This is a genomic window from Nocardia terrae (genome assembly GCF_009760405.1).
Taxonomy (GTDB): domain Bacteria; phylum Actinomycetota; class Actinomycetes; order Mycobacteriales; family Mycobacteriaceae; genus Nocardia; species Nocardia terrae.
In genome coordinates this window covers 539,101-564,824 of sequence record NZ_WRPP01000004.1, presented here as the reverse complement: position 1 = coordinate 564,824, position 25,724 = coordinate 539,101, and the positions used below count along the sequence as shown (strand labels likewise).

Below are 25,724 nucleotides of genomic sequence, written 5' to 3'. Positions count from 1 at the left end.
ACGCTCGGGCATGCTGTTCCCATGATCGAGGTCGTCACCGTCAGCACCGAGCAGGAACTAGCCGATGCCTATGCCGTGCGCATGAAGGTGTTCGTGGATGAGCAGGGCGTGCCCGCGGAGATCGAGATCGATGAACTCGACGAGGTAGCCGATCATTTCCTCGCCCGGCTGGACGGCAAGCCCGTCGGGGCCGGGCGGCTGATCGTCCAGGGCGGAGTGGGTGTGCTCGGGCGGCTCGCGGTACTGGAGGAGACACGGGGCACCGGACTGGGCGTGGCTCTCGTCCGGGCCATCGAGGAACGGGTGCGCGAGCGCGGATTGGGCGCGGTCGAACTGCATTCGCAAACGCGGGCCCGCGGCTTCTACGAGAAGCTCGGATATGAGGCGTACGGCGAGATCGGCATGGACGCGGGCATCCCGCACATCTGGATGCGCCGGTCCGTCACGAACTGACTACGCGGGCTCGCAGGCGTCACGCAGCGAGCAGGAGCCGCAGGCGCTCCCGCAACCGCCGACCTTCTCCTCGGGAAAGGCCGTGGCGAGCGCCTTCTCGGCGGCCGCCGCACCCGCGCCCAGGGTGAACAGCGCGATGACCACGGCCACCACGGCGACGATCAGCGCGGGAATTCCGCCCGCCACGACCGCCACCGCACCACTGGCCGCGAGCAGCAGTCCCGCCACGATGGAGGTCGGCGCGGCCACCTTGTTGGCCAGCTTGAAGGCTTCCTCGGTTTTCACCGCCGCCTCCGAATGCACCCCGAAGTACCGGTTGCCGGGCAGGGTGCCGGTGAGCCCGAGCACGCCCGTGACCACGGCCACAGCCGCGAAGACAAAGAGGATCAGCGCCACGAAGAACACCCGGTGAAGGCTACTCCGCAACGCGGGTCACACCCTTTTTGGGGACCGGGGTGGCGACGTTTTACCCTGGTGAGCGACCTTATCGGGGATTGGCTGGACAAAGAAGGCAGGACCGTGCAGGACTCCCGTACATCCGAGACACCCACCGCGACCGCGGGTGGGGGCGGCGACGTTCCCGCACACCGCTACAACGCCGACCTCGCGGGGCGCATCGAACAGAAGTGGCAGGGCAACTGGCAGGAGCGGGGCAGCTTCTACGCGCCGAACCCGGTCGGCCCGCTGAAGGGTGACACCCCGGCCGACAAGCTGTTCATCCAGGACATGTTCCCGTACCCGTCGGGCGCGGGCCTGCACGTCGGGCACCCGCTGGGCTACATCGCCACCGACGTCTTCGCGCGGTATCACCGCATGCACGGCCGGAATGTGCTGCACGCGCTGGGTTATGACGCCTTCGGCCTGCCCGCCGAGCAGTACGCGGTGCAGACCGGCGCGCACCCGCGCGACACCACGGTCGCGAACATGGCGAATATGCAGCGGCAGCTGGACCGGCTGGGCCTGGGCCATGACCGGCGGCGCACCTTCGCGACCACCGATCCCGAGTACTACAAGTGGACGCAGTGGATCTTCCTGCGCATCTACAACGCCTGGTTCGACGCGGGCCAGGGCAAGGCCCGCCCGATCGCCGAGCTGATCACCGAATTCGCCGACGGCAAGCGCGAAGCCGTGCGGGGACGCGCCTGGAACGAGCTGTCGCCGTCCGAGCGGAATTCCGTCGTCGACTCCTATCGCCTGGTCTACCAGACGGATTCGATGGTCAACTGGTGCCCGGGCCTGGGCACCGTGCTGTCCAACGAGGAGGTCACCGCGGACGGCCGCTCCGAGCGCGGCAACTTCCCGGTGTTCCGGAAGCGCCTGTGGCAGTGGATGATGCGCATCACCGCCTACTCCGATCGCCTGGTCGACGACCTGGACGAGCTGGATTGGCCGGAGAACGTGAAGGCCATGCAGCGCAACTGGATCGGCCGCTCGCGGGGCGCGCAGGTCAAGTTCGAGGCGGGCAGCGACATCATCGAGGTGTTCACCACCCGGCCCGACACCCTGTTCGGCGCGACCTACGTGGTGCTGGCCCCCGAGCACGAGCTGGTCGACACCCTGACCGGTGCGTCCTGGCCGTCGGGCACCGACGCCCGCTGGAGCTTCGGCGGCGCGGACACTCCCGCGGAAGCCGTTGCGGCGTACCGCAAGTCGATTGCCGCCAAGTCGGATCTGGAGCGTCAGGAGAACAAGGAGAAGACCGGCGTCTTCCTGGGCACCTACGCCACCAACCCGGTCAACGGCGCGCGCGTGCCGATCTTCATCGCCGACTACGTGCTGAGCGGCTACGGCACCGGCGCGATCATGGCCGTCCCCGGACACGACCCGCGCGACTGGGACTTCGCCACCGCGTTCGGCCTGCCCATCGTGGAAGTCGTCGCGGGCGGCGATGTCTCGGAGGCGGCGTACACCGGTGACGGCGTCATGGTGAACTCCGGCTACATCGACGGCATGGACATCGAGTCCGCCAAGGCCAAGGTGATCTCCGAGCTGGAGGCCAACGGCCACGGCAAGGGCACCGTCCAGTACAAGCTGCGCGACTGGCTGTTCGCGCGCCAGCGCTACTGGGGCGAGCCGTTCCCCATCGTCTACGACGAGGACGGCGCGGCCCACGCGCTGCCGGAATCCATGCTGCCGGTGCGGCTCCCGGAGATCGACGACTTCGCCCCGGTCACCTTCGACCCCGATGACGCCGACTCCGAGCCGTCCCCGCCGCTGGCCAAGGCCACCGACTGGGTCAACGTCGAACTGGATCTGGGCGACGGGCCACGCAAGTACCGCCGCGACACCAATGTCATGCCCAACTGGGCGGGCAGCTCCTGGTACCAGCTGCGCTACGCGGACCCCACCAACGACGAGGTCTTCTGCGCGCCCGAGAACGAGAAGTACTGGCTGGGCCCGCGCACGGCCGAGCACGGCCCGAAGGATCCGGGCGGCGTGGACCTGTACGTCGGCGGTGTGGAGCACGCGGTGCTGCACCTGCTGTACGCGCGCTTCTGGCAGAAGGTGCTCTTCGACCTGGGTGACGTGTCCGGCTCCGAGCCCTACCGCCGCCTGTTCAACCAGGGCTACATCCAGGCCTTCGCCTACACCGACTCGCGGGGCGCGTACGTGCCCGCCGCGGAGATCGTGGAGCGGGACGGAAAGTTCTTCTGGACCAATGCCTCCGGCGTGGAAGAGGAGGTCTTCCAGGAGTACGGCAAGATCGGCAAGTCGCTGAAGAACGCCATCTCCCCCGACGAGATGTGCGACCTGTACGGCGCCGACACCTTCCGGTTCTACGAGATGTCGATGGGCCCGCTGGACACCTCCCGCCCCTGGGCCACCAAGGATGTCGTCGGCGCGCACCGCTTCCTGCAGCGCGTGTGGCGACTGGTCGTGGACGAGGAAACCGGCGCGCTGAAGGTCACCGACGTCGAGCCGTCACCCGAGGCCCTGCGCGTGCTGCACAAGACCATCGCCGGTGTCGACGACGACTACGCCAACCTGCGCGACAACACCGCGGGCGCGAAGCTGATCGAGCTGACCAACTACCTGACCAAGAACTTCGGCGACGGCGCGCCGCGGTCGCTGGTCGAACCGCTGGTCCTCATGCTGGCCCCGATGTCCCCGCACGTGGCCGAGGAACTGTGGGAACGCCTGGGCCACACCACCGCCCTGGCCCACGGCCCCTTCCCGGTCGCGGATCCGGCTCTGCTGGTGGCGGATTCGGTCGAGTACCCCATTCAGGTCAACGGCAAGGTCCGCGCCCGCATCAGCGTGCCCGCCGACGCCGACCAGCCCGCGGTCGAGGCCGCCGCCCTCGCCGACGAGAAGATCGCGGAACTGCTGGGCGGCAAGGCCCCCCGCAAGATCATCGTGGTCCCCGGCCGCCTGGTGAACATCGTCGCCTAGCGGCAACCGACCGGAATCGGCCCGGTGCGCATCGCGCACCGGGCCGAATTCATCTGCTGCTCAGCACTTTTCCCAGTAACCGGGAGAGGTCTGCTTCAGCGAGCTCATGTTGTAGGTGTTCCACAGGCCCAGGTCCTGGTCGGAGCCGTTGGCGTAGGTCTCGCCGAGATTCTGGTGTGCTCGGCCTGCCACGGTCTGGTTGTAATTGCTGTCGGTGATGCAGATCGGTGCGGGGGTCGTCGACGTCGGCGGTGCCGTGGTCGACGTGGGCGGTGTCGTAGTCGTGGTCGGCGACGTCGTGGTCGAGGTCGGCGGCGTGCTGGTGGTCAGCGCGGTCACCATCGACATGATGGCCTTCATCTGCGGGCCGTTGTGTTCGGCGTAGGCGTTGTTGGTGTATCCCCACCAGTCCCAGCAGCCCTGTGGATTACTGCCGGTGGTGGTGATCGCCTGGGGATACAGGACGATGATGTCGTTGGTGTCCGCGTATTCGTTGAGGTTGGCGTCCTTCATGAAGGTGTCGCCGATGGTGCCGTTCGAATCGCTGAAGCTGTAGCCCTGTTTGCAGCCGTGCAGGGCGACCAGCAGCGTGCACGAGGTGCCGGAGGCGCAGGAGGACGGGACGTAGGCGAAGCCCTTGTCGTCCATACTGATGGAACCCGCACTGCCGCCGGTGTATTGGCCCTGGTCGAACTGGATCAGCTTGCCGGTGAGGGCGGAAGCGCCGGCGGGCTTCACATTCCCCAGGAGCTGGGCGAGCATGTCGTGTTCGGGATCGTTGTCGCAGTTGTTGATGAAGGGCGATGCCGTGGTCGAGCAGCTGACCGGCCCGAGCGGGCTCACCCACGAGTGCCCGGCGGCAGTGGAGTTGTTGTACACCACGTTCGCGCCCAAATCCCGGTAGTACGTGGCCAAGTCGTCGTTGACGGCCGCGGCCACGGTGGTGTCGCTGGTGCCGTGATACAGGTAGACCTTCGAACCCGACAGACCGGAGACGGGGTCGACCGTACCGGCATTGGCCCGATCCTTGGTCTCCTGTTCCAGCTGAGCGGGTGTCTTGCGCGCCATATGGGTATTCATGCAGGACTCCAGCGCGGTCGAAACATTGTCCTGCGCACAGTCGTACGGGCCCGCGGTGAAGATTCCCGCGCCCTTGAACGTGCCCGAGTACGCGACATGGAGTTGATTGGCCATGTATCCGCCGGACGACACACCGGCGACGTAGGTGGCGCTGATGTTGTAGCCCTGCAGCGAGCCCGGAGTCGGGGTGGGGACGGCGGCGGTCACCACGGACGCGGTGATCGCGGCGAGTCCGGAGGCAATCGCCAAGGCGGATACAGCGTTTCGCAATTTCATGCGGGTTTCCTCAACATTGGGGAATGAACCTCGAACCCGCCCGGCCTGCCCGCCGGGCGGGGGAGGGTGTTACTTCGCCGGTGTGAACGGCGCGTTGATGGTGGTGAAGTACTGGATCGCGGCGGCGATGGCGACCGGAGCGGTCACGAAGAGCTGGCCCGCGATGGTGCCCAGGAACCCGACGGTGGAAGCGCCGATGAGGCAGCCGGCGAGCGGGCCGACGCCGAACATCGTGGCCAGCGGGGCCGTCGCCGCGGCGAAGACGACGCCGCCGATGACGCAGCCGAGCGCCGCGCCGCCCAGGCCGCCGACCACCGTGCCGATGGTCGCGCCCATGCCGATGGTGTCACGCAGGCGGGCCCAGGCGACCTGCTCGCGATCGTATTGGGTCTTCCAGGGCGCCTGGTCCTCGTACGGCAGCGACACCGGCTTGTACACCGCGTGCGCCTCGTCGAACTGCGGGGTCAGGGTGGCCGTGTGCGCTCCGCCGGAAATATCCGCGGCGATCGGGAACTCGAAGTCGTCCACCCGGAACGACAGCGGCATGCCCGCGACGACGGTGCCGTCGGCGGCCTCGATCTCGAAGGTGCCGTTCTCGACGACCAGGGAACCCGCGTCCGTGCGGATCACGCTGTCGGTCGCGGAGCTGGTCGCGGTGTAATTGACGACGCCGGTCTCGGCCTCGGCGTGGGCCGCCCCGGCGGGACCGGCGGCGATTCCGGCGGCGGCAGCGAACAGCAGCGACGCCGCGATGGACTTCCTCATCATTCTTCTTTCTCTCAGTTGCCCAGTGGGCAGGTATTGGCCGGGTCGCCGGCGGCGGGCCGAGCCAGGGTCGCGTCCGGCGGCGGCAATTGCCCTGCGGCCGTCCAGGATTCGAGTGCGGAGAAGGCGCTGCGGAAGCAGGGCAGCATGGGCCGCAGCAGATCCGGGTGGGTGTCGTACAGGCCGTCCACGTGGTTGCCGCCCTCGACCCGGTAGTACCGGTGCAGGTCGGCACGACCCTGGTCCCGGATCATGGCGGCATAGAGGTCGGAGTCACGCCCGATCGGCAGCAGGGTGTCGAGGGTGCCGTGAACAGTGATGAGCGGCTTCTGAATTCGGCCGGTCAGCGCGATGCGAGCGACCGCGTCGTGGACCGCGGCCGGACGCGAGGCGTAATCGTAGTCGGCGTCGCACTGCGGAGTTCCGCTCGCGCAGAACGGAGTTCCGGCCACCACGGACGAATACGAGGGATCGAACTCCTGGCGGTAGACCCGTTGCGTGAGATCCCAATAGGTCTTGTCGTGGTATTCCCACAGCGGCTGCGACTCGGCCGGGAAGCCCGCGGCGACCACGGCGGCACGGGCGACCGGATTCGACGCCGAGTCACCGTAATTCGCGATGGCGGGCGGCAGGAAGGTCAGCGGGTTCGCGGCATCGCTCCACAGCGTGCCCTCCCAATCCACGCCGCCGTCGTAGAGCCAGGGCGCGTTCTCCAATTGCCACCGCACCAGGTAGCCGCCATTGGAGACCCCGGCCATGTAGGTGTGCGCGGCGAGTCGCCCGTAGCGCTGCGCGACGGTGGCCTGCGCCGCGACGGTCAGCTGGGTGACCCGGTTGTTCCACTCGGCCATGGCATCTCCGGGCGCGACGTCGTCACGGTAGAACTCCGCGCCGGTATTGCCCTTGTCGGTGGCGGCGAAGGCGTAGCCCTGCGCCAGCACCCAATCCGAGATGGTGAAGTCGTTGGCGTATTGCCGCCGGTTCCCCGGCGACCCGCTCACCACCAGCCCGCCGTTCCAGTGCTCGGGCAGCCGAATCACGAACTGGCTGTCGTGATTCCAGCCATTGTTGGTGTTGGTCGTGGAGTTGTCGGGGAAGTAGCCGTCGATCTGCATCCCGGGCACGCCGCTGGGGTTCCGAGCCCCGGCCGGGTGCAGTCCCGCCCAGTCGGCGGGCACGGTGTGCCCCGAGGCGACCGTGCCCGCGGTGGTCAGGTCGTCGAGGCAGTCCGCGACCTGCAGCTGTGCCCCGGCCACCAGCGGAGCCGCACAGCCCGCGGTTCGGACCGCGTGCTGCCCGGCGGCCATGGATCCCGCCACCACGATCGCGGCCGTCGCGATGGCGGTGTGCGCGGCCAGGCGGCGGAACGCTCCACGTCTGTGTGCTTTCGGCATCGGGCTCCCTCTCGAGCGGAAATGCCGGAAAGTCTGTTCAGCGGCCACGCTCGCGACCAGGTGGGTGCCACCCACACTTCGGGGCGCGAATGTGTCGACCGACACCTCATGTGGCCCACAGGGATATGACCGGTCGCCACTATGTGGGAATCCCCCATGGCATTCCCGCCCGCCCGGGCCGGAGTTCGGCCAGAATGGCACGCCATGACCTGCGAGATCTTCCTGGAATTGCTCGAGCGGGAAGCTCCGGCCGTCGAATTCGAAGCTCCCGTGCTGGAGGCGCGCGCCGCCGGGGCCCCCGCGGCCGAGCTGGCCGGGCTGGAGGCCGCGAAACTGTCGGCCCTGCGGGTCCGCGCGCTGCTCGAGCGCCGGGCCCGCCGCGAGGCCGAACTGGCCGCGCTGTTCGACACCGCCAGCGACCTCGCGGGACTGCGGGATGTGGACGCGGTGTTGCGGGCCATCGTGCATCGCGCGCGCCGGCTGCTCCGCTCGGATATCGCCTACATGACCCTGCCCGATCCCGAGCGCGGCGATACCTACATGCGGGTCACCGACGGTTCCGGAGCACCGGCCTTCCGGGCCTGCCGACTGCCGATGGGTGCGGGACTGGGCGGGCTGGTCCAGCAGACCGGTATGCCGTACTGCACCCCGGACTACTTCGCCGACCAGCGTTTCCACCACACCCGCGAGATCAACAGCGCGGTCCGCGACGAGGGCATCGTGGCCATCCTCGGGGTGCCGATGAAGCTGGGCGAGAAGGTGATCGGGGTGCTGTTCGCCTCGCACCGTGACGCCCGCCCGTACGCGCCGGAGGAGATCGCGCTGCTGTCCTCATTGGCCGCGCACGCGACCATCGCCCTGGACTCGGCCCGGCTGCTCACCGAAACCCGCACGGCGCTGGCCGAATTGAGCGCCGCCAACGCGGCCATGCACGCCCACTACAACACCGTGGACCGCGCGGCGCGCGCCCACGACCGCATGACCGACGTGGTGGTGCGCGGCGGCGGGGTCGACGATGTGGCCGCGGTCGCCGCCGATATCCTGGGCGGCACGCTGCTGGTGCTCGACGCCGACGGCCGCCGCATCGGCCTGGTGGACGCGCCGGGCGGTCAGCCGCACGATCAGCTCGACGACGACCGACTGCTGAGTGAGATCACCACCGCGGCGGCCCAACTCGGGCGCACCGCGCAGCTGAAACAGCTCTGGGCCGCCCCCGGCGGCGCGGGCAGCGAACCGCTGTGCACCCTGGTGCTGCAGCATCCGGAACCGCTGTCGGACTCCGATCAGCGCATTCTCGAGCGCGCGGCGCTGGTCACCGCGCTGCTGTTACTGTTCCGCCGCAGCATCGCCGAGGCCGAGGGCCGCGTCCGCGGCGAACTCCTCGACGATCTGCTCGCCGGGCGGGTCACCGACCGGGAGACACTGGAGAATCGCGCGGCGCTGCTCGGCATCGACCTCGGCCGGCCGCATGTCCTGGTGGTCGTCGACCACGGCGGGCATCGCAGAATGGCCGCCTGGACAACGGGTTACGGGATATCCCATCACGGCCTGGCGGCAACCCGGGGCGAGCACACCGCATTGCTGCTGCCCGGCGCGGATCCGGGCGCCGCCGCCGACCAGATCGGACGAGAACTGGCGGCGGCCTTGGGATCCCGCGCGACCATCGCGGGTGCGGGACCGGTGACGCTTCCGGCCGAGGCCGAGACCGCCCACCGCGAGGCCCTGCGCTGCGTCCGCGTGCTGCACGCCCTGGGCCGGACCGGATCCTGCGCCAGCGCCGCGGATCTGGGCTTCGTCGGCCTGCTGATCAGCGGCGACGCCGACGCGCCCGCGTTCCTGGACCAGACCCTCGGGCCCGTCGTCGACTACGACCTGCGCCGCCGCACCGAACTGGTCCACACCCTGGACGCCTATTTCGCCAGCGGATGCAGCCTCAGCACCAGCGCCAAACAGCTGCACGTGCACGTGAACACGGTGACCCAGCGGCTCGAGCGCATCACCGGACTGCTCGGCGAGGGCTGGCAGCATCCCGATCGCGCGCTCGAGATCCAGCTGGCCCTGCGCCTGCATCGCCTGCGCGAATCCGCCGTCTTCACCGGATGATTCGCGCAGACGACGCGTCCTAGGGACGGATCAGCACATCGTTGAGGGTGACCAGTTGCAGGTTGCGTTCGCGGATGATGTCGGTGAGCTGGTCGTAGAGATGGGTGACGGTCGGGCGGTTGGCGTGGCCGATCACGATGGCCTGGGCGCGGAACCACTGCCGGGCGGCATCGAGCAGCATGTCCTCGCTGATCACCTTGTTGGTGTCGTTCAAACTGCCGTACCACATGGTCGGAACGGTGTAGCCGCAGTCGGCCGCGACGGCGTCCACGCTGTCATTGTGGTGACCGTAGGGCGGGCGGTAGTACGGGGTGCCGTCGGTCCCGTACTGGTTCCAGAGGAAGTCCTTGCACCGGTTCAGCTGATCGGCGATCGCGCCGCCGGAGAGCCGGGTCAGGTCCGGATGGTCCCAGGTGTGGTTGCCCAGCTGGATCTGACCGGAATCGACCAAGGGGCGCAGCACATCCCGGTGATCGAGCCATCCGGGGTAGTAGGCGGTGACGAAGAAGGTGAGCCGAGCTCCGGTGTTGCGCGCGAAATCGATGAAGCCGCGGATGGTTTCGGAGCTCGCGCCGTCATCGATGGTGAGCGCCATATGGTTTCCGTCGCCGGGCAGGGCGGATATCGTGCCGGGTCCGATCGGCGTCTTCGGCCCGTAGTCCGGTGGCAGCACCTGCGGTATACCGGGAATCTGCGGGACGATCCCGGAGGATCCGGTGTCGAAGGGGAAGTCGGCGCGGGATTCACCGGTGCCCAGCAAGGTGGCAGCCGTGCCCGCGGCCAGCATTGTCAGCAGTCGTCGCCTGTCCATGTCGAACCTCGTTCCTCATCCCCGGCCTCGATGACGCCGGGACTTCCACTCCCCCAACGAGTCCCGGCTACGTCGGCGATGTCAGCACGTCGTTGAGCGTCACCATCGACAGGTTGCGTTCACGGATGATGTCGACCATCTGCCCGTAGCAGTGGGTGACGGCGGGATGGTTGGCATGCCCGATGACCAGGGCCTGCGCGTTGAAATATTTTCGCGCGCACTCGATCAGGTAGTCCTCGGTGATGACGCCCGAATCCGACAGCGAGCCGTACCACATGACCGGGACGGTGTATCCGAGATCCGCTGCCACCTTGTCGACCGTAGCATTGTGCCGGCCGTAAGGGGGACGGAAATATGGCGTCCCGTCGACGCCGAAGTTGTTGCGCAGGAATGTCTTTGCCTTGGTGAGCTGGGAGGACAGCTCGGTCGCGGACAACTTGGTGAGGTCCGGATGATCCCAGGTGTGATTGCCCAGCTGGATCTGGCCCGACTCCACCAGCGGCCGCAGGGTGGCGCGATGGGTGGTCCAGGAGTCGTAACTCGCGGTCACGAAGAACGTGAACCGCGCACCGGTGTCCTGCGCGAATTTGATGTACGCGCCGACCACTTCGGTGCTGGCCCCGTCGTCGATGGTGAGCGCCAAGTTGTTGCCGGTGCCGGGCAGGGCGGTAATGGTCCCGGCGGGAATCGCGGACTTGGGACCGCCCGGCGGTTTGGGCAGCGTCTGCGCGGACGCGGCGGCCACGGAGGTTGTAGGCGTCTTCATCGGCCCGCTGATCCGCGGGGTGACCTTGTACCGGGAGGCGTCCGTCCCCGAGGAGCAGCCCGTCAGGGCTGTCGCAGCGCCCGCGGCGAGCAGTGCGAGCAACTGTCGTCTATCCATACGTGTTGTTCACTCCGACGGTATGTGTCCTTTTTGCCATGCCTCCCTCGCGGGCACATCAGTTATATCCACGGGCCGTGAACTGAACACGAAATCTGTGCGAAATGATCGAAATTCGGCGAATAAATTAAGGCTCCTCTCAGCGTACGGCGGGTCTCAGCGTGCGATCGGACGCAACACGATTTCGGTGGGGTGCGCGTCGCGCGGCGTCTCCACGGCATTGCGCACGGCACGCGCCACCGTTCCGGCCGTGAGGAATTCGCGCGGCTCGTACTCGCGACCCTCCCCGGCGACGATCTCGCGCTGCATGTCGGTGTCGATGCGCCCCGGATGTACAGAGGTCACCCGCAGTGCCGGCTCCTCGAGGCGCAGCGCGTCCGCGAAAGCGCGCAGTCCGAACTTGCTGGCCGCGTACGCACCCCAGCCCGGATTGGCCCGCAGTCCGGCGCCCGAATTGATCAGCACCACATGGCCATTGGCGGCGCGCAGCGCGGGCAACAACAGCCTGGTCAACTCCATGACCGCGATCAGGTTGGCTTCCAACGTATTCCGCCACTGCGCCACCGATGATTCGGCTATCGTTCCCAGGTCGGCTGTTCCGGCATTGTGAACCAGTACATCCAGTCGTTCGATGCCTTCCACCGCGTTCGCCACCGCGGCATAGTCGGTGAGATCGACCGGCCATCCGGCACTGCCCGGCAGCTCACCCAGGATCGGCCCCAGGGCCTCCGCCGTGCGCGCGCCCAGCAGCAGCCGGTGCGCGGGCGCCAGTTCCCGGGCGATGGCCGCGCCGAGCCCGCGGCTGGCCCCGGTGATCAGCGCGGTCGGCTGGTCGCTCTCGGTTCTCAACGAGTAGTTCGTCATGAGATCACCTTGACTTCCCCTCGGCCCGTACGGACCCAGATTCCAACCCTCGCGAGTCAGGCTTCCTGCTTCGCGGCCGATCGCCGGAGGGCAGTCCTCCCGGTCTTACATCAGCTCCACAGGCCGTCGCCGAAAGTCCTTCGGCCAGAATGTTCTTCGCCGCGTTCACATCCCGGTCATGACGGGTGCGGCAGGACGGGCAGGTCCAGGACCTGGTCTTCAACGACAGTTGCGCAAGTAGATGTCCGCAGTTCGAGCATGTCTTGGAACTGGGAAAATATCTGTCGACGACGACAAAACGCCTGCCCCATTTTTCGGCCTTGTAGCCGAGCATTGCCCGAAACGTCGACCACCCGCAGTCGCCGATCGCACGCGCCACCCTGTGATTGCGCATCATGCCGGACACGTTCAGGTCCTCGACAACTACGACATCGTAGCGACGGATCAGTTCAGTGCTGGTGACGTGCAGGAAGTTTGCGCGCGCTCGGCGGACTCGCGCATGCGCACGGGCAACCCGGCGCCGAGCCTTTTCTCGGTTGCGGGAACCCTTTTCCGTGCGGGCCATACGCCGCTGGTAGCGAGCCAGGTTGCGTTGCTTACGTTCCATGAGTCGCGGATTCGGGATCTTGTCACCATCGCTGGTGGTCGCGAACGAGTTGATGCCAACGTCGAGACCAACGGCCGCGCCGGTGGCGGGCAACTCGCCTGGAGCATCGGTGTCCAGTTGCAGCGTGACGTACCAACAGCCATCCGCGTCACGGCTCACGGTCACCAGCGATGGCGACAAGGTCGCCGGGTCGATGTCGGGCCAGGACCAAACGAACCGCAAGGGTTCCGATTGTTTTGCCAGCCAGAGGGTTCCGCCGCGCCAGCGAAACGCCGCCCGCGTATAGGTCGCGGCCTGGCGGGAGTTGCGTGATTTGAACCGGGGATAGCGGGAACGACGAGCGAAAAAGCTCGTCAATGCCTTGTACTGATGACGAAGTGTCTGCTGCAGGGGAACCGCCGAAACCTCGTTCAAGAACGCCAGTTCCGGGCGTCTCTTGAGCTCGGTCAAGTGGCGATCCGCCTCAGCGTAGTTCGTTCGCACGGCGTCGACGCGGTAACGCTTGGTGCGCCATTCGAGTATCTCGTTCCAGACCTTCCGAACACAGCCGAACGTACGAGCCAGGTTCACCGCCTGCTCATCGGTCGGGTAAGCCCGACACCGATACGCCGTCCGCACTCGGCGACGTTATCACAGCGGCAACCGTGTGATAAGCGAAGATCGATACCGGAACGGCGTGTCGGTAACCAGTCGGCTGGACTCGGCGATGATTCGAGCGCAACGAGCCGTCAACTTGCTCAGATCACCGAGCACGAGACGGTCTGTGACACGAATACTTCATGCATTTCCGGATATCCAGCTGATTCGAGAAGGCGAACAGGTGCAATCTGACGACCCAGTTCGATCCGACCGTCACTCCGCATACGATCCGACCCGCCGCGCATACCTACAGGTTCCAGCGCAGAATAGGGCGATGTCCCACCCTGGTTTCACGCCCACCCAGCTCGCGGCTCGGGCCGCCTACCTGCTGCGCGGCAATGACCTGGGCACCATGACCAGCGCCGCGCCGAGACTCTATCCGCACATGTGGAGTTGGGACGCGGCCTTCGTGGCCGTGGGCCTGGCCCCGCTCAGCGTCGAACGCGCCGCCCTGGAACTCGACACCCTGCTGTCGGCGCAGTGGCGCAACGGGATGATTCCGCACATCGTCTTCGCCAATGGCGTGGACGGCTATTTCCCGGGCCCGGCGCGCTGGGAGTGCCGCAGACTCGCCGCCGACGCGCCCGACGGGCCCGACACCTCGGGCATCACCCAGCCGCCCGTGCATGCCATTGCCGTGCAACGGATTCTGGACCACTCGCGCCGGCACGGCCGCAGCACCCGCGCGGTGGCCGAGGACTTCCTGAATCGGCGCTGGCCCGACCTGATGCGCTGGCACCGCTGGCTGGCCTATGCCCGAGACCCCAAGCAGCACGGCCGGATCACGCTGTACCACGGCTGGGAATCGGGCATGGACAATTCGCCACGCTGGGATCGCGCCTACGAGAACGTGATTCCGGGGCCGGACCTGCCGCCCTACGAGCGCGCCGACACGCAGGTGGTGGGCGACCCCACCCAGCGGCCCTCGGACCGCGAATACGACCGCTACCTGTGGTTGGTCGAGCAGATGCGGCGCTGCGGCTACGACGACTACCAGCTGGCCTCGACCATGAGCTTCGCCGTCGAGGACGTATTCGTCACCGCCATCTTCGCCCTGGCCTGCGATGTGCTGGCCAATATCGGCGAGGACTACAAGCAGCCGCACGCGGATGTGCGCGAGCTCTACGAGTGGGCCGACTACTTCCGTGCGGGCGTGGTCGCCACCACCGACGCCCGCAGCGGAGTGGCCCGTGATTTCGATGTGCGCGCGGACAAGTGGATCGAGACCGAGACCCTCGCCTGCTTCGCGCCCCTGATCTCGGGAGGCTTGCCGCGCGATGCCGAACGGCGGTTGCTGCGCTTGTTCGAGGGCCCACGCTGGTGCGGGCATCCCGATCTGCGCTACGCGCTGCCGCCCTCGACGTCCCCGGTGTCCAAGGACTTTCGCCCGCGCGAGTACTGGCGTGGCCCGGTGTGGCCGGTGATCAGTTGGCTGTTCTCGTGGGTCTTCGCCCGCCGCGGCTGGGCGGAACGCTCGTTCATGCTGCGTGCGGAGGGTCTGCGACAGGCCAGTGACGGCAGCTTCGCCGAGTACTACGAGCCCTTCACCGGCTTGCCGCTGGGCAGCATGCAGCAGTCCTGGACCGCCGCTTCGGTCCTCGACTGGCTCGGATAGCTAACGTTTGGCGAATATCACAGTCGCGCCTTCACGGCTATAGCGACCGTCCGGCCTAGCGTTTTTTGGCATGACCGGACGAAGCCTGATGAAAATGGTCACAATCGCAGCTGCCGGCATCCTGATAGCTACCCCAGCCGGGGTAGCCGCCGCCGATATCGAGGGCCCGGATGTGGCCTCCTGGCAGCATCCCGGCGGCGGGGGCATCAACTGGTTCGGCGTGCGGGCGGCCGGGTACCAGTTCGCCATGCTCAAGGCCACCGAGGGGCTCAACTACGTGAACCCCTTCTTCGTGCAGGACAGCCTGTCCATGCGGATGGCCGGGGTCGCCCGCGGCACTTACCATTTCGCGCGCCCCAACGAATCCCCCGAGCTACAGGGCGCGTTCTATTCGGCCCTGGTGCTCGGCCAGAACGGACTGCTGGACCTGCCGCCGGTACTGGACATCGAGGATTCCGGCGGCCTGCCGCCCGACGCGCTCATCGACTGGACCCACCGGTACCTCAATACCGTGCAGGCCATGACCGGCCGGCGGCCGATCATCTACACCTATCCCCGGTTCTGGCAGACGGCGATGGCCGACACCGACCAGTTCACCTCCTACCCGCTGTGGATCGCCGACTATCGGGGCAACGACCAGCCGGAGGTGCCGGGCGGCTGGCCCGCCTGGACCTTCTGGCAGACCACCAGCTCCGGCGCGATTCCCGGCATCGGCGGGTCCGTCGACCTCAATGTCTACAGCGGAGCCCAGGGCGATTTCGCGGGCTACGCCAACATGCCCTTCAGCGGCAGCGCCAGCGGATCCGGACGCGGCAGCAGCTGACACCGCCTCCTCGGGGTTTCAGGAGCTCGCCCGGCCGTGGGGAGGCGGAGGCCCGAGTTACGAGAGTTGTTCAAAGCACCTGTGACAGGAACTGCCGCAGGCGGGGGGTTTCGGCGTTCTCGAAAATCTGTTCCGGCGTGCCGGTTTCGACGACCTGACCGTGGTCCATGAACACCACCCGGTCGGAAACCGAACGGGCGAAGCTCATTTCGTGGGTGACCACGATCATCGACATGCCGCCCTGCGCGAGCTCCGACATGAGCGCCAGGACACCCTTGACCAGCTCGGGGTCCAGAGCGGACGTGGCCTCGTCGAAGAACATGATGTCCGGCTTCATGGCCAGCGCGCGAGCGATCGCCACGCGCTGCTGCTGCCCGCCGGACAGATTCGCCGGGCGCACATCGGCTTTCCCGGCCAGCCCGACCGCCTCCAGTTGCTGCACCGCCAGCGTGCGCGCTTGCTCTTTGGACAGACCGTGCAGCTTGCGCGGACCGAGCGCGATATTGTCGGCGACCGTCCGGTGCGGGAACAGGTTGAAGTGCTGGAACACCATGCCGATCCGCTGGCGCAGCCGATCCGGGTTCTCGGTCAACACCGATTTGCCGTCGAGCAGGATATCGCCGGAGTCGGGTTCGTGCAGCCGGTTGAGCACCCGCAGCAGCGTGGACTTGCCCGAGCCGGACGGGCCGATGACCGTGGTGGTCTTGCCCGCGTCCACGTGCACGTCCACGCCGCGCAGGATCTCGTTGTGGCCCAGCGTCAATCGCAGACCGGTGCCGGTCAGGGAGGCACTCATGCTCCACGCCCTTCGGTGATGGCGGCCGTTTCGACCGGTTCGGCGGCGGTTTGCGGACGGCCCTCGCGCATGCGCTTGTCGATGTAGTTGACCAGGTGCGTGAGCGGCACCGTCAGCAGCAGATACACCAGCCCCGCCGCGACCAGCGGCGACAGATTCCCGGTCTGCGCATTGAGATCCCGGCCCACCGCGAACAACTCGCGCTGGGTGGCCAGCAGGCCCAGGAAGTAGATGAGCGAGGAATCCTTGATGAGCGCGATGAACTGGTTCATCAGCGCGGGCAGCACCCGGCGCACACCCTGCGGAATCACCACCAGCGTCATGGCCTGGCGGTAGCCGAAACCGATGGCGCGGGCCGCCTCCAGCTGCCCGGCCTCCACCGACTGGATGCCGGAGCGGAAAATCTCACCGATATAGGCCGAGGCCAGCAGCGCCAGCGCCACCGCGCCCAGCCAATACGGGTTGTTGCCGGTGATGTTCTTGACCACCGGACCCACGCCCAGACCGATGATCAGGATGATCACCACGGCGGGCAGGCCGCGGAAGATATCGGTGTAAATCCGTGCGGGCCAGCGCAACCAGCGAGTGCGGGAGATGCCCGCGACCGCGAGCAGCATGCCCAGCACGGTGCCCAGCAGACCCGAAACGAAGGCCAGGATCAGGGTATTGGGCAGGCCGGTCTTGATCAGGTCCGGGAAAGCCTTGCGGTACAACGACCAGTCGAAGAACGTGTCCTTCAACTGCCGCAGCGTGGATTTCGGCGCCACCCCGCTGTTGTCGGGCTTGCCGTTCGCGTGCTCGGCGGCGATGGCCGCGAAGTCCGGCCAGTCCGGCGCGGCGACCGCCTTCGAGCCCGGCTTCCAGCCCGGCGGCGGCTGGCGCGGCACCCAGTCTTCGTACAGCTTCAGGTAGGTGCCGTCGGCGATCACCGCGTCCAGTCCGGCATTGAGGGCATCGGTGAGCGGCTGATTGCCCTTGCGTACCGCGTAGCCGACGAAGTTGTTGAGGCTGAAGGTGTTCTGCACGATCGAGGTCGCGTCACCGGGCTGAATCGCACCCTCCGCCTGTGCGGACGGGGCGACCCAGGCGTCGAGCTGACCGGACTTCAGGTTCGCGTAGGCGGTGGCGTAGTCCGGGAATTTCACCGGGTCCAGGTGCAGTTCGTTGACAACGTAGTCGTCCTGCACCGTGCCCTGCACGACGCCGATCCGATTGCCGCGGTGCAGGTCCGAAAAGCCTTTGATGGCACTGCCGTTCGACACCACCAGCGAGACGTAACCGAAGTCGTAGCCGTTGGTGAAGTCGACCTGCTTGCGGCGGTCGTCGGTGGTGGTGATGTTGGAGGAGCCGACATCGAACCGGCCATTGGCGACCTGGGCCAGCAGCGGCGCGAACTCGGTGCCGATGAACTCCACCTGCAGGCCGAGTTTCGCGCCGATGGCCTTCAGCAGTTCGTTGTCCATACCGGTGTAAGCGCCCCGGCTGTTCAGGCAGATACTCGGCGGCGCGTCGGAGATCGTGCCCACCGTCAGCTTGCCCGGGGTGAGCAGACCCAGCTTGCTGATGTCGACCTTGTCCAGCGGTTCGGTGGTGGCGGTCGTGTACCGGTCCGCCGATTCGCCCGGCTTTCCGGTCGCCAGATTGGTCGGCGCGACGCTGGCGGAGGCGATGCCGGGCGGCGAACATTTGTCGCCGCCGTCGGCCGCCGCGCCGCCCGCGCCCAGCGTCACTGTTCCGAGCAGGCCGACCAGCAATACCCCCGCGATTGCCGAGAGACGGGTCGGCCGACGGCGTCGGGGCGCGCCCGGGCGCAAGGAAACCATGGCAAATCACCCTAGTAGGACAGATTTGCTATCCCAGAGTTACCCTCAGGCCGATTCGTTGTGGCGATCCCGCCAGGCCACCGCCTCGAGGATCCGGCCCATGTCGTAGTCCGGTCCGCCCGAACTCACGGTGAACAGCGTCACGCCCGCGTCCGCATAGCCGTCGACCTGATCGATGCCCGGCCAGGCCACCGACTTCGCGATGGCCGAGGCGTCGGTGCCGACCTCCGCGCAGTGCTCCCCGAGAATCCCGATCTTGCGCTGCAGCACCTCGATGTCGGAGAAGCTGTGCCAGATATCGGCGTACTGGGCCACCAGCCGCAGCGTCTTGCGCTCGCCACCGCCGCCGATCAGGATCGGGATGTCGCGCACCGGCTGCGGATTCAGCTTGGCCAGCCGGTCGGTGATGCGGGCCATGGCCTCCTTCAGCCCCGCGAGACGGCTTCCGGCCGTACCGAATTCGTACCCGTACTGGTCGTAGTCCTTCTGGAACCAGCCCGCCCCGATGCCGAGGATCAGCCGCCCGTTGCTGATGTGGTCGACGGTCCGGGCCATATCGGCCAGCAGATCCGGATTCCGGTACCCGCCGCCGGTGACCAGCGCGCCGATCTCGACCCGCTCGGTCTGCTCGGCGATCGCGCCCAGCATGGTCCAGCACTCGAAGTGCGCGCCCTCGGGGTCCCCGTAGAGCGGATAGAAATGGTCCCAGTTGAAGACGACGTCCACCCCGGCGTCCTCGCACCGCCGCACCGCGTCCCGGATCAGGCCGTAATTGGGGGCGTGCTGGGGCTGCAACTGAACTCCGATACGAACCGCTCGGCTCATTGGATGCTCCTGGTCTCGGCGATCACTGTGGCCCATTCTGCCCTCGGCTACGCTCTTGGCCGACCCTGTACTACGGATCGTCCGGCACGTTCCTGCCGGTGAAGGGAAGTGTTAAACCGTGGCAACGGTGACTTTCGACCAGGCCACCCGGCTCTACCCGGGCTCGTCCACCCCCGCCGTCGACGCCTTGAACCTGGAGATCGCCGATGGCGAATTCCTGGTTCTCGTCGGGCCCTCGGGCTGTGGCAAATCCACCTCGCTGCGCATGCTCGCGGGACTCGAGGAGGTGAGCGACGGCCGAATCCTGATCGGGGACAAGGACGTCACGCACGCCGAGCCCAAGGAACGCGATATCGCCATGGTGTTCCAGAACTACGCGCTGTACCCGCACATGAGCGTCGCGGAGAACATGGGCTTCGCGCTGAAGATGGCCAAGGTCTCCAAGGAGGAGCGTCAGCAGCGCGTGCTGGAGGCGGCCAAGCTGCTCGACCTCGAACCGTATCTGGACCGCAAGCCCAAGGCGCTGTCCGGCGGTCAGCGCCAGCGGGTGGCCATGGGCCGGGCCATCGTGCGCCAGCCGCACGTCTTCCTCATGGACGAACCGCTGTCCAACCTGGACGCCAAGCTGCGCGTGCAGACCCGCACCCAGATCGCCCAGCTGCAGCGCCGGCTCGGCACCACCACCGTCTACGTCACCCACGACCAGGTCGAGGCCATGACCATGGGCGACCGGGTGGCCGTGCTCAAGGACGGGCTGCTGCAGCAGTGCGCCTCACCGCGCGACCTGTACCGGGACCCGGCCAACCTGTTCGTCGCGGGCTTCATGGGCTCGCCCGCCATGAATCTGTTCACCCTGCCGGTCGGCAACGGCTCGGTCATCCTGGGCGGCTGCCCGCTGCCGTTGCCGCGTTCGGTGGCCGCGGCCACCGGTGAGCGCGTGGTGGTCGGCATCCGGCCCGAGCACCTGGAACCGGTCGGCGACGGCGCGGGCATCGCCATGGAGGTCGACGTGGTCGAGGAGCTCGGCTCCGACGCCTACATCTACGGCCGCACCCTCGGTGACGGGGAAACCATTGTGGCGCGGGCGGATTGGCGCAACCCGCCCGCCAAGGGCACCCGCCTCGCGCTGGTCGCGGACGCGGACCACACCTACTTCTTCCACCCGGAGGACGGGCGTCGCCTGCACTGACCTCCGGTCGGTGACAAGGGGGTTCGGGGGCAATGCCCCCGGACCCCCTTATTCGGCCGTATGCGCGCGACGCGTTCGCTTGCGCCGCCATTCGTCGTTCACCCGGACCCGCAGATTCTCCAGTGGCACTTGGTTTCCCGAGGCGCTGCGGAGTTCGACGCGCACCGGCTCGCCGGTCGTGTCCTCGAGACGTTCCAGCGGTGGTACTTCTTGCAGGTACTTGTCTCCCCACTGCCACAACGCGACGACCGCGGGGAGCAAGTCCAAACCCATTTGGGTGAGCACGTATTCGTTGCGCGTGCGCTTGCCCTCTTCCCGGTAGGGCCGCTTCTCCAGCAGCCCCGCGTCGACCAGCTTGCGCAGCGCGCTCGACGCCGCCGCGTCGGTGATCCCGACCCGGGTCGCGAACCCGTCGAAGCGCGTCATGCCGTAATAGGCCTCGCGCAGTATGAGAATCGCCGAGCGCGTGCCGACGATCTCCATCGCCTTGGCGATCGAGCAGTTCTCGGGTTTCCACGAGAGCAGGTCGCTCAGTTTTCCTTCCATGATGGCCGACATGGCGTACATCATACCCATGCTGACTTGCCCCAACTATTGCCAGCTCCTACTCTGACTTCAGAGCAATGAAGCTAGCTGCTGGAAGGAACGTCATGAGAGACGCAGTCATCGTCGAAGCGGTCCGCACCCCGATCGGCAAGGGCAAGGCCAACGGCGCTTTGCACGGCACACATCCCGCCGACCTGCTTGCCCACAGCCTGCGCGAGGTGGTGCGCCGCAGCGAGATCGATCCGGCCCTGATCGACGACGTGATCGGCGGCGTGGTGACCCAGGTCGGGGAACAGGGCTCCAACCTGACCCGCCGCGCGGCCCTGGCCGCCGGATACCTCGAATCGGTTCCGGCCACCACCGTCGACCGGCAGTGCGGCAGCAGCCAGCAGGCCATCCACTTCGCCGCGCAGGGCGTCATCTCGGGGGCCTACGACATCGCGGTGGCCGCCGGCGTGGAGTCCATGAGCCGGGTTCCCATGGGAGCCAACCTCATCGGAGCCGAGGACATCGCGGGCGTCGGCTTCGCACAGCGCTACCCCGAGGGCCTGGTACCGCAGGGCATCAGCGCCGAGCTCATCGCCGCCAAGTGGGGCCTGAGCCGCACCCAGCTCGACGAGTTCGCCCTGTCCAGCCACGAAAAGGCCGCCGCCGCAACGCGGAACGGCTCGTTCGAGGCCCAGCTCGCCGCCTTCGCCGGGCTCGCCCACGACGAGGGCATCCGGGAGGGCGGCACCCTGGAGACCCTGGCCGCACTGCGCCCCGCCTTCTACGACGAGGCGATGGCCGCCCGCTTCCCGCAGATCAACTGGAGCGTCACGGCCGCGAACTCGAGCCAGATCAACGACGGCAGCGCCGCGACGCTGATCATGACCGGTGAACGCGCCGCCCAGCTCGGACTGCGCCCCCTGGCCCGCGTGCACAGCTTCGCGGTCGCGGGTGACGACCCGCTGTTCATGCTCACCGCCATCATCCCCGCGACCCGAAAGATCCTGCAGCGCTCCGGACTCGATCTCTCCGACATCGACCTGTTCGAGGTCAACGAGGCCTTCGCCTCGGTGGTGCTGGCCTGGGCCCAGGAAACCGGCGCGGACCTGTCCAAGGTCAACGTGAACGGCGGCGCGATCGCCCTCGGCCACCCGCTCGGGGCCTCCGGCACCCGGATCGCCACCACGCTGGTGCACGCCATGCACGACCGCGAGGCCCGCTTCGGCCTGCACCTCATGTGCGAGGCGGGCGGCCTCGCCAACGCCACCCTCTACGAACGCCTCTGAGGCCGCCGTCGCGGTGACCTATCGGGGCACCGCGACGATCGCGGTCAGCAGGCCGAGGATCCACGCCTCCGCCAGCAGCGGGAACGCCACCATCGCGGTGGGCCACGCGCGCTGACGGAGGCGTACGGCGTGGATCGTCCACACCGGAACCAGCACCAGGGTCATGCCGATGCCCAGCCACGCCACGGCGTAGGCCAGCGGGAGGTAGCGGAGATCGGCGGCGGGCGGGAAGAGGCGGCGGTATTCCGGCACGAAACCCGCCACCGTCCAGGCCGTAGCGCAGGCTCCGACGTAGATCACCACGGTGGCAATGAAATCCGCGACCGCCAGGGGCGGCCGCCATCGATCGGCCACCGTTCCAGGATGCCGCGTCACGGATCGACGCGACCGGTGATCAGTTGATCGCGGTGGCCACCAGAATGTGTCCGGCCCCGCCCGCGACGGCGATGATCGGGAGCGCGGCGGCGGTCCAGATCCAGGCGCGGCGGCCGGTCATCGCGGCCACCGCGGCCAGCACCATCGCGCCGACCAGGACCAGGAACATGCCGCCGCCACCGATCAGCAAGCCCCACAATGCGGAAGCGGGCGGGCGGATCACCGCGCACTGGACCGTGAAGTCCTTCTTCTGCAGGGCGCAGCGGTTGTGGACCAGGTCGAACAGCTTGGCGAACAGGTCGTAGGCGAAGCCGAACGCCACGGCCGCGCCGACCAGGTACAGCAGGGCGGAGATCAGGACATCCTTGCGGCGCACCGGTTTCCGCTCCGCGGCGGCCTTCGGCAGGGCCGCGGCGGCCGCCTCCGCCGGGGGCAGCTTGGCGGGCATGGTCCGGTCGTTCTCACCGAACGCCTGTCCCGGCCCGGCCGGGCCCGCTGCGAACAGGGTGCCGCCGGGCGGCCACGCCTCGGGCGAAACCTCCTCACCCGCCGGGTGATTCGTCCTGCCGAGCTGAGGCGCCGCGCCCGCCGAGGGCGGCGGGCCGCCCTGACCCGACGGGCCGCCGTCCAGCTGTCCGAGCCCACCGCCGTAGGGGAGATGCCCCGGCCCCGAGGGCGCGGGCAGCCGGGAACCCGGGGGGCCCGCGAGCGGCTGCGGCCGCGACGGCCCGCCGGAACGAGTGGGGCCGCCGGGGTTTCCGGGAGCGTGCGGTGCGCCGGGTGGCCCGCTGGGCGGCTGCGGCGGCGCCGGACGGGGCGGTGCCTGCCGACCGCCCTTGGGCACGGTCGGCCCCGCCGCTTCGAATCCGCTCCGCTGTCCACCGGGATTACCGCCACTCGGCGGTGGCGGCGGTGGGTTCGACCGACCGCCGCCGGGGAGGGTGGGGCCCGCGGACCCGGCCAGGTCCTCCGCCGAGGGCGGACCGGCCGGTCCCCCGGGCAGGGGCGGCTGCGGACGCTGCGGTGGACCCGGCGGATTCCGCTGCCCGCCCGCCGGGCGCGGTGGCATCGGGGGCAGGCCGGAGTCGGAGGCGGGTCCGCCGTCGCCGGCGGGGCGACGGGGCTCGTTGGGCGGGTTCATGATTGCGGTCTCCCCCAAGGCGCAGGTCGGTGAAGCCGGGGATCGGCCTCATTGCGCATTGTGACGGGCGCACGGCCCCGCCGCCACCGGATAGACACCGGGCGCCCGTTAGGGTGCGGACGTGAGCGACAGCGCAGATGCGGTGGATTTCGAGTCGGCGGTGGTCTACGCGATTCCCATGCGGACCCGGTTCCGGGGCATCACCGTTCGCGAGGGAATGCTGATTCCCGGTCCGCTCGGCTGGGGCGAGTTCTGCGCGTTTCCCGAGTACGACGATCGCGAGGCGGCGGCCTGGCTGGCCACCGCGGTCGAGCAGGTGACCACGGGATGGCCGGAGCCGCTGCGGGATCGGGTGCCGGTCAACTGCATCGTGCCCGCCGTCGGACCGGAGCGGGCGCGCGAGATCGTGGCCGCGTCCGGGTGCCGCACCGCCAAGGTGAAGGTGGCCGATCATCCGGACTCGCTGCGCGAGGACCTGGACCGAGTGGCAGCCGTCCGCGACGCGCTCGGACCCGGGGGCGCGGTCCGTGTCGACGCCAACGGACTGTGGGATGTGGACACCGCCGTGGACCGGATCGAGCGGATCGACCGGGCCGCAGGCGGTTTGGAGTATGTCGAGCAGCCTTGCCGCACGATCGAGGAATTGACCGCCGTGCGCAAGCGGGTGCGGGTCCGGATCGCCGCGGACGAATCCATTCGGCGCGCGGAGGATCCGCTGCGGGTGGCGGTGGCCGGGGCGGCCGATGTGGCGGTGCTGAAATGCACTCCGCTGGGCGGGGTCCGGCGCGCGCTCGAGGTGGCCGAGGCGGCGGGACTGCCCTGCCTGGTGTCCTCGGCCCTGGAGACCAGCGTCGGCCTGGCCGCCCAGGTCGCCCTGGCCGGTGCGCTGCCCCACCTCGATTTCGCCTGCGGCCTGGACACATTGTCGCTGCTCACCGGTGACGCGGTGACCGAACCGCTGCGCCCGGTCGAGGGCTACCTCGAGGTTCCCCGCATCGCGCCGACCCCGGATCCCGACCTGCTCGAGCGCTACCGCCACCCCGACCCCGAGCGGGTCCAGTGGTGGCGGCAGCGGCTCGCCAGGGTCAGGACGCTGCTGCCCTGACCTTCGATCCTTCGCGCACGACGGTGCCGTGCCGGACGAAAACCTCGGCCCCGTCGGCGAATTCGACCGCCGGTCCCTCGGCTCGATGCAATCGCAGCTGCCCGTACAGGACGCGCGGGCGCGCTTCGACGTGCAGGGCGGTCGGCCGTTCGGCCATGACGCAACGCCGCGCACCCGGCCACCACCATCCGGTGCCGCGGGCCAGGATCAGCCACTGATCGAGGTGGTGCGCGTCGTCGGCGCGGTATTCGGCCAACCCCACGCTCCGGCAGATGTCGTAGAACGTGGCCGACCAGGTGTCGTACTGCTCGTATCCGGCGCGCTCCACGGACCGGTCCTCCGGTCCCAGCAGGGCCGCACGCAGGGGTTGATACATGGTGTCCCGCAACGTCTCCCGCAGGGGCTCACGCACCATGAGCTCGAGGATCCACACGGGCGGGACGCCCCTGGCCACCAATTCCGGCAGCGTCGAGGCGGGCCATTCCCGCTTGGTGAACCCGGCCGCGGGCTCCCAGGCGTGCCGGCGCGGATCGATGCTCTTGCCCAATCGATGTCGCAGTTCGAATTTCAGCGCGGTGAGCCGTTGCGGAAATGGCCAGCGCCGGAATGGAATCACCGACGGGGGGAGTTTGCCGAATCCGCGGACCGATTCATCCGGATCGTTCCGCAACAGTGTCGCGGCCGCGACAGGCGAATCCACCCAGACGAATTCGGGTGGCGCTTCGCCGAGTAATCGGTATATCTCACTGACCGCGCCCTGCGCGGCATCCCGGTCGGCCGGTTCGGTACCGAGGCCCGTTCGGACCCGGTCATCGCGCAGCCGAAGCGCGGTTTCGAGACGTTCTACCAGGGGAATCCCGCGATCCGAGGAGTGTCGCGGGGAGAATGCGCGGTTCACCGCGCCGAGGCGCGCAGCGCCTTTCTGGAGAGGGAGATCATGTATC

The 25,724-nt window shown here is 68.1% G+C and carries 23 protein-coding genes; 8 read left to right on the top strand and 15 right to left on the bottom strand.

Features of this window, described 5'->3' with window-relative positions; translation table 11 throughout:
• Window positions 1-21 precede the first annotated feature (21 nt).
• Window positions 22-453, top strand: a complete 432-nt coding sequence (locus GPX89_RS22710) for a GNAT family N-acetyltransferase (RefSeq protein ID WP_157389587.1) — start codon at window positions 22-24, stop codon at window positions 451-453.
• On the opposite strand, the gene GPX89_RS22705 is transcribed toward GPX89_RS22710, so the two are convergent.
• Complete coding sequence (locus GPX89_RS22705) at window positions 454-858, bottom strand: SdpI family protein (protein ID WP_328602185.1); 405 nt, start codon at window positions 856-858, stop codon at window positions 454-456.
• Between the two features lie 114 nt (window positions 859-972).
• Here GPX89_RS22705 and leuS point away from each other — a divergent pair, with 114 nt between their 5' ends.
• Window positions 973-3,846: a leucine--tRNA ligase gene (gene leuS / locus GPX89_RS22700; RefSeq protein WP_328602243.1), complete on the top strand. Its 2,874-nt coding sequence runs from the start codon at window positions 973-975 to the stop codon at window positions 3,844-3,846.
• A gap of 60 nt (window positions 3,847-3,906) precedes the next feature.
• On the opposite strand, the gene GPX89_RS22695 is transcribed toward leuS, so the two are convergent.
• The 3 genes from GPX89_RS22695 to GPX89_RS22685 form a co-directional block, all read right to left on the bottom strand.
• Window positions 3,907-5,202 carry an extracellular catalytic domain type 2 short-chain-length polyhydroxyalkanoate depolymerase gene (locus tag GPX89_RS22695; RefSeq protein WP_157389585.1) on the bottom strand — a complete coding sequence of 432 codons (1,296 nt, stop codon included), beginning with the start codon at window positions 5,200-5,202 and terminating at the stop codon, window positions 3,907-3,909.
• A gap of 69 nt (window positions 5,203-5,271) precedes the next feature.
• Window positions 5,272-5,967 carry a hypothetical protein gene (locus tag GPX89_RS22690; protein ID WP_157389584.1) on the bottom strand — a complete coding sequence of 232 codons (696 nt, stop codon included), beginning with the start codon at window positions 5,965-5,967 and terminating at the stop codon, window positions 5,272-5,274.
• Window positions 5,968-5,981: 14 nt separating this feature from the next.
• Window positions 5,982-7,361, bottom strand: a complete 1,380-nt coding sequence (locus GPX89_RS22685) for a tannase/feruloyl esterase family alpha/beta hydrolase (RefSeq protein WP_157389583.1) — start codon at window positions 7,359-7,361, stop codon at window positions 5,982-5,984.
• 156 nt (window positions 7,362-7,517) lie between these two features.
• Between GPX89_RS22685 and GPX89_RS22680 the strand changes: the two genes are divergently transcribed.
• Complete coding sequence (locus tag GPX89_RS22680) at window positions 7,518-9,464, top strand: helix-turn-helix domain-containing protein (protein ID WP_198347544.1); 1,947 nt, start codon at window positions 7,518-7,520, stop codon at window positions 9,462-9,464.
• Between the two features lie 19 nt (window positions 9,465-9,483).
• Here the strand turns inward: GPX89_RS22680 and GPX89_RS22675 are convergent, their stop codons facing one another.
• The 4 genes from GPX89_RS22675 to GPX89_RS22660 form a co-directional block, all read right to left on the bottom strand.
• A complete protein-coding gene (locus GPX89_RS22675; RefSeq protein WP_157389582.1) occupies window positions 9,484-10,275 on the bottom strand; it encodes a polysaccharide deacetylase family protein in 792 nt (263 codons plus the stop codon).
• Between the two features lie 67 nt (window positions 10,276-10,342).
• A complete protein-coding gene (locus GPX89_RS22670) occupies window positions 10,343-11,158 on the bottom strand; it encodes a polysaccharide deacetylase family protein (protein ID WP_157389581.1) in 816 nt (271 codons plus the stop codon).
• 156 nt (window positions 11,159-11,314) lie between these two features.
• A complete protein-coding gene (locus GPX89_RS22665) occupies window positions 11,315-12,022 on the bottom strand; it encodes an SDR family oxidoreductase (protein ID WP_157389580.1) in 708 nt (235 codons plus the stop codon).
• A 4-nt stretch (window positions 12,023-12,026) separates the two neighbouring features.
• Entirely contained in the window at window positions 12,027-13,247 is a 1,221-nt protein-coding gene (locus GPX89_RS22660; protein ID WP_198347543.1) for an RNA-guided endonuclease InsQ/TnpB family protein, read from the bottom strand.
• Between the two features lie 295 nt (window positions 13,248-13,542).
• On the opposite strand from GPX89_RS22660, the gene ggh reads away from it, so the two are divergent.
• On the top strand, window positions 13,543-14,883 hold the full coding sequence (gene ggh, locus GPX89_RS22655) for a glucosylglycerate hydrolase (protein WP_157389579.1): 1,341 nt from the start codon (window positions 13,543-13,545) through the stop codon (window positions 14,881-14,883).
• Window positions 14,884-14,977: 94 nt separating this feature from the next.
• Window positions 14,978-15,706 (top strand): glycoside hydrolase family 25 protein, encoded by a 729-nt coding sequence (locus GPX89_RS22650; RefSeq protein ID WP_235947755.1) that lies wholly within the window; start codon window positions 14,978-14,980, stop codon window positions 15,704-15,706.
• Window positions 15,707-15,776: 70 nt separating this feature from the next.
• Here the strand turns inward: GPX89_RS22650 and GPX89_RS22645 are convergent, their stop codons facing one another.
• From GPX89_RS22645 to GPX89_RS22635, 3 genes are read right to left on the bottom strand one after another with little or no spacing between them, the layout of a single operon-like run.
• Window positions 15,777-16,502 carry an amino acid ABC transporter ATP-binding protein gene (locus tag GPX89_RS22645; RefSeq protein WP_157389577.1) on the bottom strand — a complete coding sequence of 242 codons (726 nt, stop codon included), beginning with the start codon at window positions 16,500-16,502 and terminating at the stop codon, window positions 15,777-15,779.
• A complete protein-coding gene (locus tag GPX89_RS22640) occupies window positions 16,499-18,325 on the bottom strand; it encodes an ABC transporter substrate-binding protein/permease (protein ID WP_157389576.1) in 1,827 nt (608 codons plus the stop codon). The genes GPX89_RS22645 and GPX89_RS22640 overlap by 4 nt, the downstream gene beginning before the upstream one ends.
• A 45-nt stretch (window positions 18,326-18,370) precedes the next feature.
• Window positions 18,371-19,150, bottom strand: a complete 780-nt coding sequence (locus tag GPX89_RS22635; RefSeq protein ID WP_157389575.1) for an LLM class F420-dependent oxidoreductase — start codon at window positions 19,148-19,150, stop codon at window positions 18,371-18,373.
• Window positions 19,151-19,268: 118 nt separating this feature from the next.
• On the opposite strand from GPX89_RS22635, the gene GPX89_RS22630 reads away from it, so the two are divergent.
• On the top strand, window positions 19,269-20,339 hold the full coding sequence (locus tag GPX89_RS22630; protein ID WP_328602184.1) for an ABC transporter ATP-binding protein: 1,071 nt from the start codon (window positions 19,269-19,271) through the stop codon (window positions 20,337-20,339).
• 48 nt (window positions 20,340-20,387) lie between these two features.
• Here the strand turns inward: GPX89_RS22630 and GPX89_RS22625 are convergent, their stop codons facing one another.
• Entirely contained in the window at window positions 20,388-20,897 is a 510-nt protein-coding gene (locus tag GPX89_RS22625; RefSeq protein ID WP_157389574.1) for a winged helix-turn-helix transcriptional regulator, read from the bottom strand.
• Between the two features lie 92 nt (window positions 20,898-20,989).
• Here GPX89_RS22625 and GPX89_RS22620 point away from each other — a divergent pair, with 92 nt between their 5' ends.
• Window positions 20,990-22,159: a thiolase family protein gene (locus GPX89_RS22620; protein WP_157389573.1), complete on the top strand. Its 1,170-nt coding sequence runs from the start codon at window positions 20,990-20,992 to the stop codon at window positions 22,157-22,159.
• 18 nt (window positions 22,160-22,177) lie between these two features.
• Here the strand turns inward: GPX89_RS22620 and GPX89_RS22615 are convergent, their stop codons facing one another.
• Both GPX89_RS22615 and GPX89_RS22610 read right to left on the bottom strand, forming a co-directional pair.
• Window positions 22,178-22,513 (bottom strand): hypothetical protein, encoded by a 336-nt coding sequence (locus tag GPX89_RS22615; RefSeq protein ID WP_157389572.1) that lies wholly within the window; start codon window positions 22,511-22,513, stop codon window positions 22,178-22,180.
• Between the two features lie 40 nt (window positions 22,514-22,553).
• Window positions 22,554-23,675, bottom strand: coding sequence for a hypothetical protein (locus tag GPX89_RS22610; RefSeq protein ID WP_157389571.1), 1,122 nt, complete (start codon window positions 23,673-23,675; stop codon window positions 22,554-22,556).
• 121 nt (window positions 23,676-23,796) lie between these two features.
• Between GPX89_RS22610 and GPX89_RS22605 the strand changes: the two genes are divergently transcribed.
• Window positions 23,797-24,780: an o-succinylbenzoate synthase gene (locus GPX89_RS22605; protein ID WP_328602183.1), complete on the top strand. Its 984-nt coding sequence runs from the start codon at window positions 23,797-23,799 to the stop codon at window positions 24,778-24,780.
• Here GPX89_RS22605 and GPX89_RS22600 read toward each other — a convergent pair.
• Entirely contained in the window at window positions 24,761-25,678 is a 918-nt protein-coding gene (locus tag GPX89_RS22600; RefSeq protein WP_157389570.1) for a DUF6745 domain-containing protein, read from the bottom strand. The two genes, GPX89_RS22605 and GPX89_RS22600, sit on opposite strands and share 20 nt — an antisense overlap.
• Window positions 25,679-25,724 lie beyond the last annotated feature (46 nt).